A 15,523-nucleotide genomic window follows, 5' to 3' on the forward strand; every position below is an offset into this window, starting at 1 on the left:
TAATTTACTGCAAATCACCCGACAATATTTACGATCTTTCCCGGTACTACAATAATCTTCTTTGGCGTCCTTCCTTCCAGTTGCTTTTGTGTCTTCTCATTCTGCATAACTTCCTTTTCGATCTCATCTTTACTTAAATCGAGTGGTAGCTCCAATGTAAAGCGCGTTTTCCCATTAAATGAAATTGGATATTCCTTAGTGCTTTCTACTAAGTACTTCTCGTCGTAAACAGGATATTCCGCAGTAGTTATAGATTCTGAATGCCCTAATTTTTCCCACAACTCCTCTGCAATATGAGGCGCATAAGGTGCAATTAATATAGCTAATGGCTCCAAAACATCTCTCTGATTACAATTTTGGGCAGTAAGTTCATTTACACAGATCATAAATGTAGAGACCGAAGTATTGAAGCTGAAAGCCTCGATATCCTCAGTTACTTTTTTGATCGTTTTGTGCAGGGTTTTTAAGGAATCTTTAGATGCAGATCCTTCAGAAACAACAAATGCGTCATTGTTGTGGTAGAGTTTCCAGAGTTTTTTTAGAAAACTGTGTACACCCAAGTAATTCCCGCGGTATTCCATGGTTTCGCCTGTTCCAGAGGCCCAAGGAACATTTCGTACATCCTTAAAGTATCTGCCCCGTACTGCTGACAAATCTCATCGGGATTTACAACATTGTACTTGGATTTGGACATTTTTTCAACTTCCCGGCCAACGATGTAAGCGCCATTTTCTTCGGTAATAAATTCAGAGATTTCAAACTCCGGACGCCATTTCTTAAATGCTTCTATATCCAGTTCATCAGAAAAGTTTACCAGGGAAACATCTGCGTGAATTGGTTGCACAGCTGTATCTCCAACAAGATTTTTGGATATAAGTTTGTTTTCACCTTCAACCCGATAAACAAAAGCACTCTGACCCAGGATCATTCCCTGATTGATCAGCTTTTTAAATGGTTCTTCTACAGTCAGCTGCCCGCGGTCGTAAAGGAATTTTGTCCAGAACCTGGAATACAATAAATGCCCTGTGGCATGCTCACTTCCCCCCAATGTAGAGGTCAACATTCTCCCAGTACTGCTGTGCTTCTTTAGACACAAATCGGTCCTCATTGTGCGGATCCATATATCGGAATAAGTACCAGGAACTTCCTGCCCAACCCGGCATTGTATTAAGCTCGAGAGGATAAATATCCTCCCCCATCCCCTCCGAAGGAGGGGAGACAATTTCATTCGTTTTGGTATTCCAATACCAGTTCTTGGCACGGCCCAATGGGGGTTCACCTTCTTCTGTAGGAAGGTATTTCTCAACATCAGGAAGACGCAAAGGCAGATACTTTTCATCTATCATTTGAGGTAATCCATTGACATAGTAAACCGGAAAAGGCTCTCCCCAATATCTTTGTCTGCTGAAAACTGCGTCTCTTAACCTATAGTTGGTTTTTCCCTTACCTGCTCCAATTTTTTCCAATTCTTCGATTACTCTTGGAAGAGCTTCTTTATACTCCAGACCGCTTAGAAAATCTGAATCTTTTATTACAGCACCTTCTTTTCCGGAAAATGCTTCTTCCGAAATATCTGCATTTGCAAATATGTTCTTGATAGGAATATCAAAATGTTTGGCAAAATCATAATCCCTTTGATCACCACAAGGAACGGCCATTACCGCTCCTGTACCATATCCTGCCAGAACGTAATCTCCAATCCAGATTGGCACTAGGTTCTTTAGTAAAAGGATGTTCGGCATAAGCTCCTGTAAAAACACCGGAGATGGTTTTAACATCAGCCATTCTATCCCTTTCACTTCTTTTCGCACTGGCTTTAATATATGCTTCTACCTCTTCTCTTTGTTCTTCAGTAGTGATCTTTGGAACAAGATCATGTTCCGGAGCAAGGGTCATAAATGTGACTCCAAAAATGGTATCAGGACGGGTAGTAAAAACTCCTATCTGGAATTTGGAATTTGGAACCTGGAAGTTTATGTGGGCTCCAACAGATTTCCCTATCCAGTTGCGCTGACTCTCCTTTAAGCTTTCACTCCAGTCGATCTTATCAAGATCTGCACGCAAACGTTCGGCGTAAGCAGAGATCCTCATGCTCCATTGTGTCATTTTCTTACGAACCACAGGATAGCCTCCTCTTTCAGAAACTCCGTTGACGATCTCATCATTGGCAAGAACAGTTCCCAGCTGCGGGCACCAGTTAACTTCAGTTTCAGCTAAGTACGTGAGCCTGTATTTCAGTAATATTCCCTGTTTCTCTTCAGAAGAAAAAGAATTCCATTGTTCCGCAGAAAATTCAGTCACATCATCATCACAAGCTGCTCTTACTTTTCTGTTTCCTTCCGCAGAAAATATTTCTTCAAGCTCAGTAATTCCACGTGCTTTGTCTGCATCAACATCATACCAGGATTCAAATAATTGAATGAAGATCCATTGTGTCCATTTATAATAATCAGGTTCACTGGTACGTACTTCCCTGCTCCAGTCAAAGGAAAAACCAATTTTATCAAGCTGCTCCCGGTATCTCTTTATGTTTTCTTCAGTTGTTAAAGCGGGATGCTGTCCTGTCTGGATCGCATATTGCTCGGCGGGAAGACCAAAACTGTCATAGCCTTGAGGATGCAACACGTTAAAACCTTTGTGGCGTTTGTATCTGGCATAAATATCACTGGCAATATATCCCAGCGGATGACCCACGTGTAAACCTGCTCCGGAAGGGTAAGGAAACATATCCAGCACATAAAACTTTTCTTTTGAGGAAGAGTTTGACGCTTTATAAGTTTGATTTTGGGCCCAATACCGCTGCCACTTCTCCTCTATTTTATTAAAATGGTAATTCATTATGGAATTTATTTCTTAACTGAAATCTTCAACTTTATATTTTCGCTCTAAACCCCTAAATTCGGGGATGTTGGCGCAAAAATACGTTTAATGTACGAAAGTGAAAAGTTTGAGCGTTTTAAAGAAAGGGATTGTATAACTTTCTTATTTTTACAAAAAAATCTGACCCCACTCTATGAGTACATCTTTTGAAAAGTATCAAAAACGCCGATTGATCTCTTCTTATTTTTCTGTTGTTATAAGTATTTCTCTCGTGCTTTTTTTGCTGGGTCTGCTGGGGCTTTTGGTCCTGAACACCAAAAAAGTAGCCGACCATTTTAAGGAACAAATTGCCCTCACTGTTTACCTGAAGGACACTGCCAAGGAAGTAGAAATAGAGCAGTTAAAGAAAAGCCTTGCTATGGCTGAATATACCAAATCCAGCACGTTTATTTCTAAAGAACAAGCTGCGGAAGAACACAGTAAGGAAATTGGAGAGGATTTTATGGAATTCCTGGGATACAACCCGCTACAGAATTCTATAGATGTCTATATGAAGGCAGATTATGTTTCTCCGGAGCAAATAGATACCATTGCGACAGAACTTACATCTAAAAATTTTGTGGATGAAGTGGTTTATGATAAGCCTTTAATTGCCCTGCTCAACGACAACGTAAAGAAAATAAGTTTCTGGATCCTCATTGTAAGCGGGATATTTACCTTTATTGCCGTTCTCTTAATAAACAGTTCCATAAGACTCGCCGTTTATTCAAAACGCTTTATTATTAAAACAATGCAAATGGTTGGGGCAACCAAAAATTTTATCAGGAGCCCCTTTATCTGGCAAAGTGTGAAACTGGGAATTATAGGTGCCGTTCTCGCACTTATAGGGATGGCAATAGTTTTATATTATCTTAACTCCACATTTCCTGAACTTGAATTACTAAAAGATATTTCCCTGCTTTCCGCATTGTTTATTGGGATCTTTTTAATGGGGATCTTAATTACCTGGTTAAGTACCTTTTTTGCAACCTCAAGGTTTCTTAACCTAAAGACAGATGAGTTGTATTATTAATAGTAGTTGTATTATTAATAGTAAAAGAGGAAAAGATTGAAGAAAATTTGAGCAGTACATCTACTGCAAAAATACTCTTGATTGTATAACTTTGTTGTTTTAATTAAAATTACCTTTTGCCATGGCCAGACCACAAGGATTAAATCAAGATAAAAAACCGTTGCACAGGCAGGACCTTAATTTCGTCTTCGGAAAAAGAAATTATATGTTCATGTTCATTGGTCTTGGCGTAATTGCACTTGGGTTTATTCTTATGGCAGGTGGTGGTAGTGAGGATCCTAATGTTTTTAATGAGGAGATCTACAATTTTCGAAGAATTCGCCTGGCTCCTGCCCTTGTTCTCATAGGGTTTGCAATAGAAGCTTATGCGATTTTACTAAACCCCAAAAAGAATAAATAAAATTGAACGAATTTGATGCAGCGATCCTGGGTATTGTTCAGGGTCTTACCGAATTTTTACCTGTTTCCTCCAGCGGCCATTTGGAACTTGGAAAAGCTATTTTGGGCGACAACAGTATTCCAAGTGAATCTTTAATGTTTACAGTAGTACTTCACGCGGCAACGGCTCTTAGTACAATTGTGGTTTTTAGAAAAGATATTTGGGAAATCCTAACCTAAGCCTTTTTCAATTTAAATGGAATAACGAGACAGAATTTTCCCTGAAGATCATCCTTTCAATGATCCCGGCTGTTTTTATAGGTTTGTTCTTTGAAGAAGAACTGGAACAGCTTTTTGGAGGTAATATTTTATTTGTAGGCTTCATGCTCCTTATTACCGCAGCGCTTTTATGGCTGGCAGATAAAGCTAAAGACACCCAAAAACCTGTGAGCTATAAAAACGCTGTAGTTATTGGAATTGCCCAGGCTATTGCAATGCTTCCCGGTATTTCCAGAAGTGGAGCCACCATTTCAACTTCAGTTTTATTGGGCAATGATAAAAGTAAGGCAGCGAGATTTTCCTTTTTAATGGTCGTACCATTGATCCTTGGAAAGATTGCCAAGGATATTTTAAATGGGGATCTTGCAGAAAGCACTACAGAACCCTCTATTTTAATCATTGGATTCATAGCGGCATTTATAGCAGGAATAGTTGCCTGTACCTGGATGATTCAATTGGTGAAAAAGAGTAAATTATCTTATTTTGCCATTTACTGTTTTATCGCAGGAGTCCTGGCTATTTTGTTTGGATATTATAATCAATAAACAGTGAGGGGCCTGAGACAACAGTCTTAGTTCTTCCTTTTTCAACGTGTAAAGATTGGAACAAAACGTTTTTACTCCTGATGATTTCAAAGAAGGTCAAATTCTCCTGTTTGACAAACCTCTGGGCTGGACCTCTTTTCAGCTGGTAAATAAAGTTCGGTGGCTAATAAGACAGAGCTGCAAAATAAAAAAGATCAAAGTTGGGCACGCAGGAACCTTAGATCCTTTGGCAACGGGACTATTAATTATATGCACCGGAAAATTCACCAAAAGAATTGAAGAACTGCAGGGGCAGGAAAAAGAATATACAGGGACTTTTACGCTTGGCGCAACAACCCCTTCTTACGACCTGGAAACAGAGATTGACAAAGAATATCCTGTTGATCATCTTATAAATGAGAAGCTGCATCAAGCTACATCCAATTTTATTGGAGAAATAGACCAGGTTCCCCCTGTTTTTTCAGCTCTTAAAAAGGATGGAAAACGCCTGTATGAATATGCCCGCAGTGGAGAGGAAGTTGAAGTAAAATCCAGAAAGGTTGTCATTCATGATTTTGAAATAACTGCAAACAGGTTACCTGAAATAGATTTTCTTACAGTGTGCAGCAAAGGAACCTACATAAGAAGCCTTGCAAATGACTTCGGGAAAGCAGTTGGGAGTGGTGCACACCTCTCCTCTTTACGCAGAACCAAAATTGGAGACTTTAAGGTTGAGGATGCTTTTGATATTGAGGGCTTTGAAAATTTGCTACCTTAAGCAAGAATAAATTCCTTTTTTGGTAGTTTTACTTCTATGGATTTTTTTGATCGACATAAAGCCCTTATCATAACTCTCCTCATATTTGGAATCATTGTTTTGGGACTTTACAATTTTACTCTTTCGAGCAATAATCAAAAGACGAAGGAATTACTGGTAGATCTTGAAAGCTTTAAAACCCTGGAACAGGAAAAACCGGAACAGGAACCCGAAGAAGTGCCCGAGCAGCGACAAACCCGTCCCAATGTTCAAACCCATCGGGCCTTTAATGAAAATGAGAAGGCACGAAGTACTAATTTTGACCAGCAATTAAACGAGATCTTTGAGAGAAACAGTGCTGCCCGGGAAGAAACTTCAGAAAGTGATCCAACTGCATCAACAGGTACTGTAAATCTTCCATCCTCAAAAAAGGAGCAACCTAAAAAAAGATCAGACGGAAATAATACTTCTCAACAAACCTCCACTCAAAGCGGGGGAATGGACGATAGCTCCATTACCTTTTCACTTCAGGGAAGAACAGCAGTTAACATTCCAAATCCTATCTATACCTGTGACGTGGCAGGAAAAATAGTCATTAATATTAAGGTCAATTCCCTGGGGAGGGTAACCTCTACCAGCTACAACAAGGCCAGCTCTACTTCATCCAATGAGTGCCTCATCGAGAATGCACAGAATTATGCAGCTCAGGCTGTTTTCAGCGATTTAGCCGGAAGGGAATCCCAGCCGGGAACTATTACTTATCAATTTCAGCGTTAGTTTATGAAAGAAAAGAACCGTTGCGGCTGGTGTGTTGGAGACGCTCTTTATGAGGAGTATCACGATACTGAATGGGGAGTACCCGTCTATGATGATGAAAAACTCTTCGAATTTTTAGTGCTCGAAACCTTTCAGGCGGGATTGAGCTGGATCACTATCCTTCGGAAGCGGGAAAACTTCAGAAGAGCTTTGGACGATTTCAACTATCGGAAAATAGCAGAATATTCCGAAGAAAAACTGGAAAGCTTACTGCAGGATACCGGAATCATCAGAAACAAGCTGAAGGTCAAAGCCACAGTGAGCAATGCGCGGGCCTTTATGCAGATACAGGAAGAATTTGGAAGTTTCAGCAAATACATCTGGGGATTTGTAGATCATTCCCCTATCCAGAATAAGGTCGAAAATTACAAACAGGCTCCTGCTACCACTTCCCTGAGTGATAACCTTAGCAAAGATTTGAAAAAGCGTGGGTTTAAATTTGTGGGTTCGACAGTGATGTACGCACATATGCAGGCAACGGGAATGGTAAACGACCACGAATTGAGTTGTTTTAGATTTAAAGAGGTGAAGAAGTTTTCTGAAGAAAGTTAATAAACACACTTAAACTTCCCCCGCTACAACTACTTCAGGAATTCTTTAAACTTTTCGCGTGAGATTTCCTCGGCGCCCAGGCTCGATAAATGTTCTGTATAAACCTGGCAGTCTATTAATTTAACGCCTTCCTTCCGCAGTTTTTCAACAAGATAAATAAAACCATATTTCGAAGCATTACTCACTTTTGAAAACATACTTTCCCCGCAAAATAAGTTCTTTTCCTTTAGGTATAATCCGTAAAGGCCTCCAACAAGTTCATCATTCTGCCACACCTCAATAGATTGGGCAATACCCAATTTATAAAGTACCAAAAAAGCATCCTGAAGTTCAGAAGTAATCCAGGTTCCTACCTGCCCCTCCCGCTCCATTTGAGCACAATTTTCAATAACAGCTTTAAAATCCCGGTTCATAGTAACTTTAAAAGCATTTTTCTTAAATAAGCGTTTCATGCTTTTAGATACTTTTAACTTTTCTGGAAACAACACCATCCTGGGATCGGGACTCCACCAAAGCACTAAGCTGTGAGGCATCATACCAGGGAAATATACCTAGGTTGTATGCTTCCAGCAAACGTTTAACAGTTATAGTCCCGCCTATAGCGAGCAAACCATCATTACGTGCGGCCTCAATAGGCGGAAAATCCTGATGTTTATCTATGGAATTCAATTTTGTCTCTTTTCTTTAAAATTACAAGAAACCCAGAAACAACAAAAGCCCGGCATCATAAATAGATACCAAGCTTTTATTAAATAATTATAAATTTGATTAGACTTTGCAGTACCGTCTTTACTTAAAACGGAAGATCATCATAGTCCTCGTCGTTAAGATCTTGCGCTGGTTCAAATTGATCTGAAGGTGGCGGAACGTTTTGTCCTCCAGAAGCTCCCTGCTGCAGATTTTCAATTCTCCATCCTTGGATTGAATTAAAATATTTTGTTTCGCCCTGAGGATTTACCCATTCCCTACCTCTTAGGTTTACTCCTATTTTCACAGGTTGCCCCACCTGGAAATTGTTTAAAAGGTCTGTTTTATCCTGTACAAATTCAACCATTATATGTTGTGGATATTGCTCTTCTGTAGTTACAACAACCTCTCTTTTTCTAAACCCGTTACTACCAAAAGTTTGGGTTTCACCAATCATTTTAATTTTTCCTTGTACTTCCATCATTTAATATTTTTAGCTAATAATAATTTCCAGGCTTCTGGCAATGTTTTCCTGTTTTAGATATCTTTGTGCTTCCTTATGGATCTCTTCAGTTTCACCATTTTCTACCAGTTCTGCCACAGCAGTTTCTTCCATCAAAAATTGCTCAATTTCCTCACGGGTCGGAAGGGATTCAATATTTCCTAATTTTCCGTAGTCATTTCCAGTCAAAACATTGCTGTTTCGAATTTCATCGGGAATACTGTCTACACCTATCCCCAAGGTAGTCAAAGGTTTTGGAACCTCAAACATTCCCATGTTGGCACGAGTATACCAATTACCTCCCATTCTTGCAACCTGATCTATTTTTGATTGATCTATTGCCCCTGATTCATCGAGAATTGAATCGTGAAAATGCATTTTTACCACTTCACAAATTACAAGATTCCCTGCCCCGCCCTGGGTTCCCAGTTCTATTACTTCATTGATCTTACACTCAAATTGTGCCGGAGACTCAGCAACCCTGTAGGGTAAAACAAGATCTGATTTCAACATCGTAAATCCCGCTTTTTCAAATTCATTAATACCTTCGGCATATTCTGAACTCGCAAGCGACATTTGTTGCACCATTTCAAAATTGACAATATTTATCACTACCTCTTTCGTGGCTTTAGCATTAAGATAAGTGTGCTTCACCGTGTTATCTCTTCCTCTCCTGGCAGGTGAAAAAATTAGAATAGGAGGATTGGCACTAAAGACATTAAAAAAACTAAAGGGGGACAGGTTGGGCCTGCCATCTTTATCTACAGTGCTGGCGAAAGCAATAGGCCTTGGCCCTACTGCTCCCAGCAAATACTGGTGAGTTTTCCCTGTGCTAATTTCTTTGGGATCAAGAGAAAGCATTATCGATTTTTCACAAAGATAACGAATAGGGGCAGTAATGAAAAACCTCACTCCAACAATAATATTAACAGAAAGTGGTTATCTTTAAATCTACTATAAATCGGTTTCATGAATTTTACTGACGAACGAAACTTAGCCCGTTGGTTCATTATAATTTCCTCTTTATTTATCGTCGCCCTTATCCTGTGGAACACTTCTATATTTTTTGAGCGCCTTAAGGAGGATGAACGCGGTAAGATGGAAATATGGGCATCTGCCCAGGAATTTCTGGATCAAACCGATAATGAAACGGAGATTGCTCTTACTCTACAGGTTCTTAACAGTAACACTACTATTCCAACAATTTGGGTAGATGAGAATGAGAGTATTATTGATGGGCTTAATTTGCCGGACGGAATAGAGGGAAATGAAGAAAAGCTTAGTAGCTACCTTAAAAAACTAAAATCGGAAAATGAACCCATAGAAATGGTCCTGGGGCAAAATCAAGTTCAAAAGATCTATTATGGCGATTCCCCCTTACTTACTAAAATAAAGTATTATCCTATTGGTCTATTGCTTATCATCTTTTTATTTATAGGTGTTGTTTATTTCTTCTATACTACCACAAAATCGAGTGAGCAAAATAAATTATGGGCGGGAATGGCAAAAGAAACAGCTCATCAAATAGGCACCCCTCTTTCCTCACTTATTGGCTGGACCGAAATCTTAAAGGAAGAAAACATTGATAAAACCTATATAGCGGAAATTGAAAAAGACGTGGACTAGCTTCGAACCATTACTGAAAGATTTTCAAAAATAGGCTCAGCCCCTATTCTTTCTACTACTGAACTTGTAGAAGCAACCCTGGAAAGCTATACTTATTTAAAGGTTAGAAGTTCTGAGCTTATAGAATTTCAACTCATTACCCCGCATTCTCCAATTTATGCAAAGCTTAACCCATCTCTATACAGCTGGACCATAGAAAACCTGGTGAAAAATGCTGTTGATGCCATGCGTGGCAAAGGAAAGCTGATAATCGAAATAAAGCAGGATTCAAAATGGGTCTACATTTATATAAAGGACACAGGAAAAGGAATTCCCAAACACAAGTTTAACCTCGTATTTGAACCGGGCTACACATCAAAAAAGCGCGGATGGGGACTAGGACTCTCCCTGGCTAAAAGAATTATTGAACAATATCACAAGGGCAAAATAAAAGTATTCCATAGTGAGCTGAATAAAGGAACGACTTTTCAAATTGCGCTAAGGAAGATTAATGAAGAGGGGCAGCTAAGTATAACTTAATCCTTTTCTTCAGATTTATTGTAAGGTTTAATTTCTCCATCATCCAACAAATAAGCCTTTTCTGCCCGTTTTAAAATTTCTTCCTTACTGTCAGAATACGCCTCAATTATTCTGTATGGTCTTCCCTTAAGAAATTTACTTAGACGCTCGAGTTTTTCCTCTTCTTTACAGGCTAAACCTTCAACAACATAGGTTTTTCCATTATATTTAACCTGGGTGCCTGCAAAACCGTCAATGGGATAGAGATCGAAAAGTGGTTTTACATATAATTCCAACCCTCCTGTTGCACAATAAAGAACCACATCTTTACGATCTCTAAAAGTGTCAAACTTTTGAAGAAGTTCTTTATTGAACTTATCGGGAAACTCCTGTTGCCAATAAGCTTTCGCATATTCCTTTACCTGTGCGGGCGGAAACTCATCAAGATAATTGAAGAAATTTTCTTTAAATTCTGTCTCGTTAATTTTGTTCAGCTTTTTTCTCACATAGTAGTACGTCATTTCAAAAATGTACTTTATGCGATTAGGCCTTTTAGAAAGAATAAACTTATAAAATTCTTCTTTAGAACTTTCGTGGTAAAAGGTGCCGTTAAGGTCAAATATTACAACCTTTACCACATCCTCCTCTTGCTTTCCCCCACTTTCGGTTGCATTGTTTTCCATAACCTCTGCTTATAGTAAACAAAGCTAAAGAAAAGTTCTACTTCCCGGGTGAAGCCAAAGATTTTCTTAACTTAAATAAAAGCCAATTTTTAAATTGATTTGACTACAGTAATCTAATCCACTACTTACTCAGGACAGTTCTATTCAAAATTTGACTGTATCTCAGCTGCCAGCTGTTCAAATTCTTCTTTAGACATATTTACTTTTTTACCAAAGTCCATATTCCCCATAGAATTTAAAGGTATGAGATGTACGTGCACGTGAGGAACTTCAAGGCCTATTACCGTCATTCCCACTCTTTTACAGGGCACCGTCTTTTCCAGGGCAATGGCAACTTTTCTTGAAAACTGCATCAACCGGGTATATGTATTTTCGTCAAGATCAAAAATTTTGTTCACCTCTTTTTTAGGAATACAAAGGGTGTGGCCTTGGGTATTAGGATTTATATCCAGGAAAGCGAGAAATTCTTCTGTTTCCGCTACTTTGTAAGAGGGAATCTCTCCACTTATTATTTTTGAAAAAATTGTTGCCATGCTGTTTTACTTAGCTGTTGATAAGGAACTAAATTAAAAAATCCTTTTCACTTCCGGCCTGCAGAAGGGAAAAGGATTTTTTAATTTTATAGGTAAATATTACTCTCTCCAGATTTTCAGGATCTCAAAATTAAGTTTTCCGTTTGGAACATTAATTTCAGCAGTATCGCCTTCTTTCTTTCCCAGCAATCCCTTACCAATAGGAGAATCAACTGAAATTTTTCCACTTTTTAGATCGGCTTCACTTTGAGCCACCAGTTTATAGGTAACCTCCATTTTATTCGCCAGGTTCTTAATCTTCACAAGAGAATGCACCAGCACCTTAGAGGTATCTAGTTGTGATTCATCTATAAGGCGGGCATTTGCGACAATTTCTTCCATTTTGGAAATCCTCATTTCAAGCAAACCCTGTGCTTCCTTGGCCGCATCATATTCGGCATTTTCACTTAAATCCCCTTTGTCACGTGCTTCGGCAATTGCCTCTGAAGCTTTTGGACGTTCCACATCTCTTAGTTGATTAAGCTCGTCCTTCAGTTTTTTTAAACCTTCAGCTGTATAATAAGATACTTTGCTCATAACTTTCTCGTTTAACATTATAGAATTAAAAGAATAATTCTTTTGATCCTGTAGCTATATATTTTTGAGTGATTTTTTAAGACCAAAACTTATTAGCCTTAAGTTTGGTGGGATCTTAAAAAGATCGATTTATTGCGAATATGATTTTTATCACTATCATTAAATACAAAAAATCCCATGCGTAACGGGATTTGTCTAAACAAATATAATAAATTTTAATCTTGAAAACAATTAAAATTGCAGCCGTGAGCCTATCGGAATTCCTTAAAAAAGCGGGCTTATCATTAGTAGTTTTATCGCTGGTTTTTTCCTGTAGCCCAGATAGTGAAGTAAGGCAATCCAACCCGTTTCTTCCGGAAATCAGCTTTAGAATGGTCATTAATCTTAGCCTCCCGGAATACAATAGCCTCAACTTTCCTGGGAACAGTTACGTCACCTATAACCAAGGGCTAAATGGAGTGGTGGTTTACAATATTAATAACACCCAGTATACAGCTTTTGAATTAAGCGATCCCAACCACAGCCTTAGAGACTGTTCAAGGTTAACTGTGGAGGGAATAATTGCTACCTGTAGTTGTGAAGACAGTAATTCCTATAATATTCTTACAGGAGAATTAACTGCCGGAACAGGCCAGTATTCCTTGAAGCCATACAGGCTTAGGAAAAATGGTAATGTGCTGGAGGTTTATAATTAACTCAGTCCTCCTGTTTAGAAGGAGAACCGGGTTTCTCTAAAATTTTAATGTAACCCCCGCCAGGAAATTAAATTCTGCCTGCGGGTAATATCCGGCTCCCTCTATGGTAGTTATACTTCCTGGATTTGTCCAGTTATCTTCATAAGTGTAAAAATATCCATTGGAGATGTACTTCTCGTTAAAAATATTATTCAGCAATGCTGAAAAAACAATGGACCTAAACACAGGAACTTCTTTTAATTCATAATAAACATTTATGTCATTGATAAAGAAGCTTTCTAAAATTGAAGCCTCACTGTCTATATTGCTCATATATTGTTCCCCTACATACTTTGAGAGCAAACTAATCTGGAAATTATCTGTTGGCTGATAAACAAACATATTGGAAGCGACAATCCCGGGAGAAAAAGAAATATGAGTTTCTCCCAAATTTCTTAATTCACCGTCAATGGAGGCTACAAAATCTCTGTTTTTATTAGAGCTAAAAGCGACATTTGGCCTTAAAGATAATTCCTTCAGCAGGCGAATATCAGCATCAATCTCTAATCCCACTCTATAGCTGCTACCGCTGGTCGTTCTTAGTGGAGCTCCCACATCATTCAATTCTCCCGATAGCACCAACTGGTCTTTATAATCCATATAGTACAAATTAGTATTCAGCTTAAAACCTTCAGAAGTATATCTGTATCCAAATTCAAAGTCGTTTAGTTTCTCTGCTGTAGTGATACCTTCTTCAAAATCGTTTCGTGTAGGTTCTCTGTTGGCCCTTCCGTAGTAAGCAAATAACTGATGTGCCGGAGTCATCTGGTAACTTATTCCTGCCTTCGGATTAAAGAAACTATAATTAGCATCTACGTCTATAGGAACAATATCTGATGTTATACCGCCTGTACTATAGTCAATAAACCTTCCCTGAAGATCTCCAAAAACCTGCCATGGATCATTGAACTTGTAGGTAACTTTCATAAATGCTGTATATTCATTTTTTGTAGCATCACTAAAATAATACCTGTCCCTAATTTCGGAAGCAGAGGCGTACCTCGCCCATATCACTTCCCCATAATGATCTCCTTTGTACTGACTAAAGAAAAGTCCGGAATTTACCTCCACCCGGTTGTTTTTATACGTGGCATTTGCATTGATCACATAGTAATCGTTGTCCAGCCAGCGGCGGCGAATTAGATCTGTTTCATCTATTATCTCCCCTCCTATCTCTACTTACTCCAAACCATATGTTTCAAAATCATCATCTTCCCGATACTGTTCAAAGAAACCCCTCCCGTAGGTATAATTGAGGCCAAGATTTGTGGACCAGTTATTATTGTACCGCTGGTTCCAGTGAAGTTGATAATGATCCTGTTTATAGTCATCTACCTCATTGTCATAGAATTTTGTAACTCCATCCTCATCGGTATACATTCCTGCTGAATTAAAGGTGCGGTCATTTTTAAGAACCTCTTTATCTTCTATTCCATTCCAGGCCTGATATGTTAGTTCATGCCCACCAAAGCTTATAGCCTTAATGAGGGTGTTATCATCAACATATGAACCCTGCAGGTAATAAGATTTAAGATCGGAACTCGCACGGTCAATGTAACCATCAGATGCTATTGCTGAAAGTCTTCCGGCTATTTCAATATGGTTGTTAAGCAGTCCGGTACCAAATTTGACATTGTGCCTTCTGGTATTAAACGAGCCGAAGGAATTTGAAATTTCTCCGTAGGCTTCAGGAGAAACAGCGTCTGTCAATAAATTAAGGCTGGCTCCAAAAGCTCCTGAACCATTTGTGGATGTTCCCACTCCTCTTTGTAATTGCAAGTTTTCAACAGACGAAGTGAAATCCGGCAGGTTTACCCAAAAGGAGCCCTGGCTTTCAGAATCGTTGAAAGGAATTCCGTTAAGAGTGACGTTGACCCGGGAAGCGTCGCTCCCTCTAACCCGAATATAAGTATAGCCCACTCCCGCACTTAAGCATCGGAAGTACTTACTACAGAAGGTAAATAATTAAGCATAAAGGGAATGTCCTGGCCTAGATTTCTTCTTTCAAGTTCCTCTTCGGTGAGATTGGAATGTGTAACGGGGGAGTCGGCGTCTACGCGTACTGCTCTTACCAGTACTTCCTCCAGGACTTCAGGAGTACCTGGTAATGTATCTTTTTCTCTTTCCTGTGAAAATCCCAATGCCGAGAAAAATAGCATTGCAGGTAATATGAATAAAGTTTTCATCCGTAAAAATTAATTTATACGAATAAAAGGGGCAGTTATTCTATGGTTATTAATTGGATTAAAGATCTGCATAAAAAAACCCTATAAAAATCTTTCGAGAGATTTAAACAGGGAGTCGTATCCAGAAACTGAAACCTTTCGATTTCATTTTCCCTTGGCAGCATTACCTGCCCAGGTTCTTTGGGTATAATCTCAGCTTCCTCTTTTAAGATTCCGCACCCCTTGAGATGTGGCGCAAATGTAATATAGATTTTTTGAAATATCGCAAGCATTTATGATTTAAAAAGAATTGGCGTAATT

At 38.9% G+C, this 15,523-nt stretch carries 10 protein-coding genes and 6 pseudogenes; 8 read left to right on the top strand and 8 right to left on the bottom strand.

Annotation, left to right across the window (positions count from 1 at the left end):
- Nucleotides 1-14: 14 nt before the first annotated feature.
- Nucleotides 15-2,838: pseudogene (gene leuS / locus LZ575_RS23740) on the bottom strand (leucine--tRNA ligase).
- Nucleotides 2,839-3,013: 175 nt separating this feature from the next.
- On the opposite strand from leuS, the gene LZ575_RS13110 reads away from it, so the two are divergent.
- The 6 genes and pseudogenes from LZ575_RS13110 (at nucleotide 3,014) to LZ575_RS13135 (ending at nucleotide 7,198) form a co-directional block, all read left to right on the top strand.
- Entirely contained in the window at nucleotides 3,014-3,892 is an 879-nt protein-coding gene (locus LZ575_RS13110; RefSeq protein ID WP_235324976.1) for an ABC transporter permease, read from the top strand.
- Nucleotides 3,893-4,013: 121 nt separating this feature from the next.
- The gene (locus LZ575_RS13115) at nucleotides 4,014-4,292 is read left to right on the top strand and encodes a DUF3098 domain-containing protein (protein ID WP_235324977.1); all 279 of its coding nucleotides are present in this window, start codon (nucleotides 4,014-4,016) and stop codon (nucleotides 4,290-4,292) included.
- Nucleotides 4,293-4,294: 2 nt separating this feature from the next.
- Nucleotides 4,295-5,094: pseudogene (locus tag LZ575_RS13120) on the top strand (undecaprenyl-diphosphate phosphatase).
- Between the two features lie 55 nt (nucleotides 5,095-5,149).
- A complete protein-coding gene (gene truB, locus LZ575_RS13125) occupies nucleotides 5,150-5,851 on the top strand; it encodes a tRNA pseudouridine(55) synthase TruB (RefSeq protein ID WP_235324978.1) in 702 nt (233 codons plus the stop codon).
- A gap of 36 nt (nucleotides 5,852-5,887) precedes the next feature.
- Nucleotides 5,888-6,607 (top strand): hypothetical protein, encoded by a 720-nt coding sequence (locus LZ575_RS13130; protein ID WP_235324979.1) that lies wholly within the window; start codon nucleotides 5,888-5,890, stop codon nucleotides 6,605-6,607.
- Between the two features lie 3 nt (nucleotides 6,608-6,610).
- Entirely contained in the window at nucleotides 6,611-7,198 is a 588-nt protein-coding gene (locus LZ575_RS13135; protein ID WP_235324980.1) for a DNA-3-methyladenine glycosylase I, read from the top strand.
- Nucleotides 7,199-7,227: 29 nt separating this feature from the next.
- On the opposite strand, the pseudogene aat reads toward LZ575_RS13135, so the two are convergent.
- The 3 genes and pseudogenes from aat to LZ575_RS13150 all read right to left on the bottom strand — a co-directional run bounded on the left by aat (nucleotide 7,228) and on the right by LZ575_RS13150 (nucleotide 9,248).
- Nucleotides 7,228-7,867 (bottom strand): annotated as a pseudogene (aat, locus tag LZ575_RS13140) (leucyl/phenylalanyl-tRNA--protein transferase).
- A gap of 124 nt (nucleotides 7,868-7,991) precedes the next feature.
- Nucleotides 7,992-8,366 carry a DUF3127 domain-containing protein gene (locus tag LZ575_RS13145; RefSeq protein ID WP_235330731.1) on the bottom strand — a complete coding sequence of 125 codons (375 nt, stop codon included), beginning with the start codon at nucleotides 8,364-8,366 and terminating at the stop codon, nucleotides 7,992-7,994.
- Nucleotides 8,366-9,248 (bottom strand): annotated as a pseudogene (locus tag LZ575_RS13150) (flavin reductase family protein). The gene LZ575_RS13145 and the pseudogene LZ575_RS13150 overlap by 1 nt, the downstream one beginning before the upstream one ends.
- Nucleotides 9,249-9,356: 108 nt before the next feature.
- On the opposite strand from LZ575_RS13150, the pseudogene LZ575_RS13155 reads away from it, so the two are divergent.
- Nucleotides 9,357-10,532, top strand: a pseudogene (locus LZ575_RS13155) (sensor histidine kinase).
- Here LZ575_RS13155 and LZ575_RS13160 read toward each other — a convergent pair.
- From LZ575_RS13160 to greA, 3 genes are all read right to left on the bottom strand, one after another.
- Nucleotides 10,529-11,194 (bottom strand): haloacid dehalogenase-like hydrolase, encoded by a 666-nt coding sequence (locus tag LZ575_RS13160; protein WP_235324982.1) that lies wholly within the window; start codon nucleotides 11,192-11,194, stop codon nucleotides 10,529-10,531. The pseudogene LZ575_RS13155 and the gene LZ575_RS13160 overlap by 4 nt on opposite strands.
- Nucleotides 11,195-11,334: 140 nt before the next feature.
- Nucleotides 11,335-11,727: an HIT family protein gene (locus LZ575_RS13165; RefSeq protein ID WP_235324983.1), complete on the bottom strand. Its 393-nt coding sequence runs from the start codon at nucleotides 11,725-11,727 to the stop codon at nucleotides 11,335-11,337.
- 99 nt (nucleotides 11,728-11,826) lie between these two features.
- Entirely contained in the window at nucleotides 11,827-12,303 is a 477-nt protein-coding gene (gene greA, locus LZ575_RS13170; RefSeq protein ID WP_235324984.1) for a transcription elongation factor GreA, read from the bottom strand.
- A gap of 221 nt (nucleotides 12,304-12,524) precedes the next feature.
- Here greA and LZ575_RS13175 point away from each other — a divergent pair, with 221 nt between their 5' ends.
- Nucleotides 12,525-12,998, top strand: coding sequence for a hypothetical protein (locus tag LZ575_RS13175; protein WP_311195778.1), 474 nt, complete (start codon nucleotides 12,525-12,527; stop codon nucleotides 12,996-12,998).
- A 36-nt stretch (nucleotides 12,999-13,034) separates the two neighbouring features.
- Here the strand turns inward: LZ575_RS13175 and LZ575_RS13180 are convergent.
- Nucleotides 13,035-15,223: pseudogene (locus tag LZ575_RS13180) on the bottom strand (TonB-dependent receptor).
- Nucleotides 15,224-15,523 lie beyond the last annotated feature (300 nt).

Source organism: Antarcticibacterium sp. 1MA-6-2 (assembly GCF_021535135.1).
Lineage (GTDB): Bacteria > Bacteroidota > Bacteroidia > Flavobacteriales > Flavobacteriaceae > Gillisia.

Coding starts and splice junctions, on each gene's coding strand:
- LZ575_RS13110 (WP_235324976.1), top strand. CDS start 3,014: ATGAGTACATCTTTTGAAAAGTATCAAAAACGCCGATTGATCTCTTCT.
- LZ575_RS13115 (WP_235324977.1), top strand. CDS start 4,014: ATGGCCAGACCACAAGGATTAAATCAAGATAAAAAACCGTTGCACAGG.
- LZ575_RS13130 (WP_235324979.1), top strand. CDS start 5,888: ATGGATTTTTTTGATCGACATAAAGCCCTTATCATAACTCTCCTCATA.
- LZ575_RS13135 (WP_235324980.1), top strand. CDS start 6,611: ATGAAAGAAAAGAACCGTTGCGGCTGGTGTGTTGGAGACGCTCTTTAT.
- LZ575_RS13145 (WP_235330731.1), bottom strand. CDS start 8,366: ATGGAAGTACAAGGAAAAATTAAAATGATTGGTGAAACCCAAACTTTT.
- LZ575_RS13160 (WP_235324982.1), bottom strand. CDS start 11,194: ATGGAAAACAATGCAACCGAAAGTGGGGGAAAGCAAGAGGAGGATGTG.
- LZ575_RS13165 (WP_235324983.1), bottom strand. CDS start 11,727: ATGGCAACAATTTTTTCAAAAATAATAAGTGGAGAGATTCCCTCTTAC.
- greA (WP_235324984.1), bottom strand. CDS start 12,303: ATGAGCAAAGTATCTTATTATACAGCTGAAGGTTTAAAAAAACTGAAG.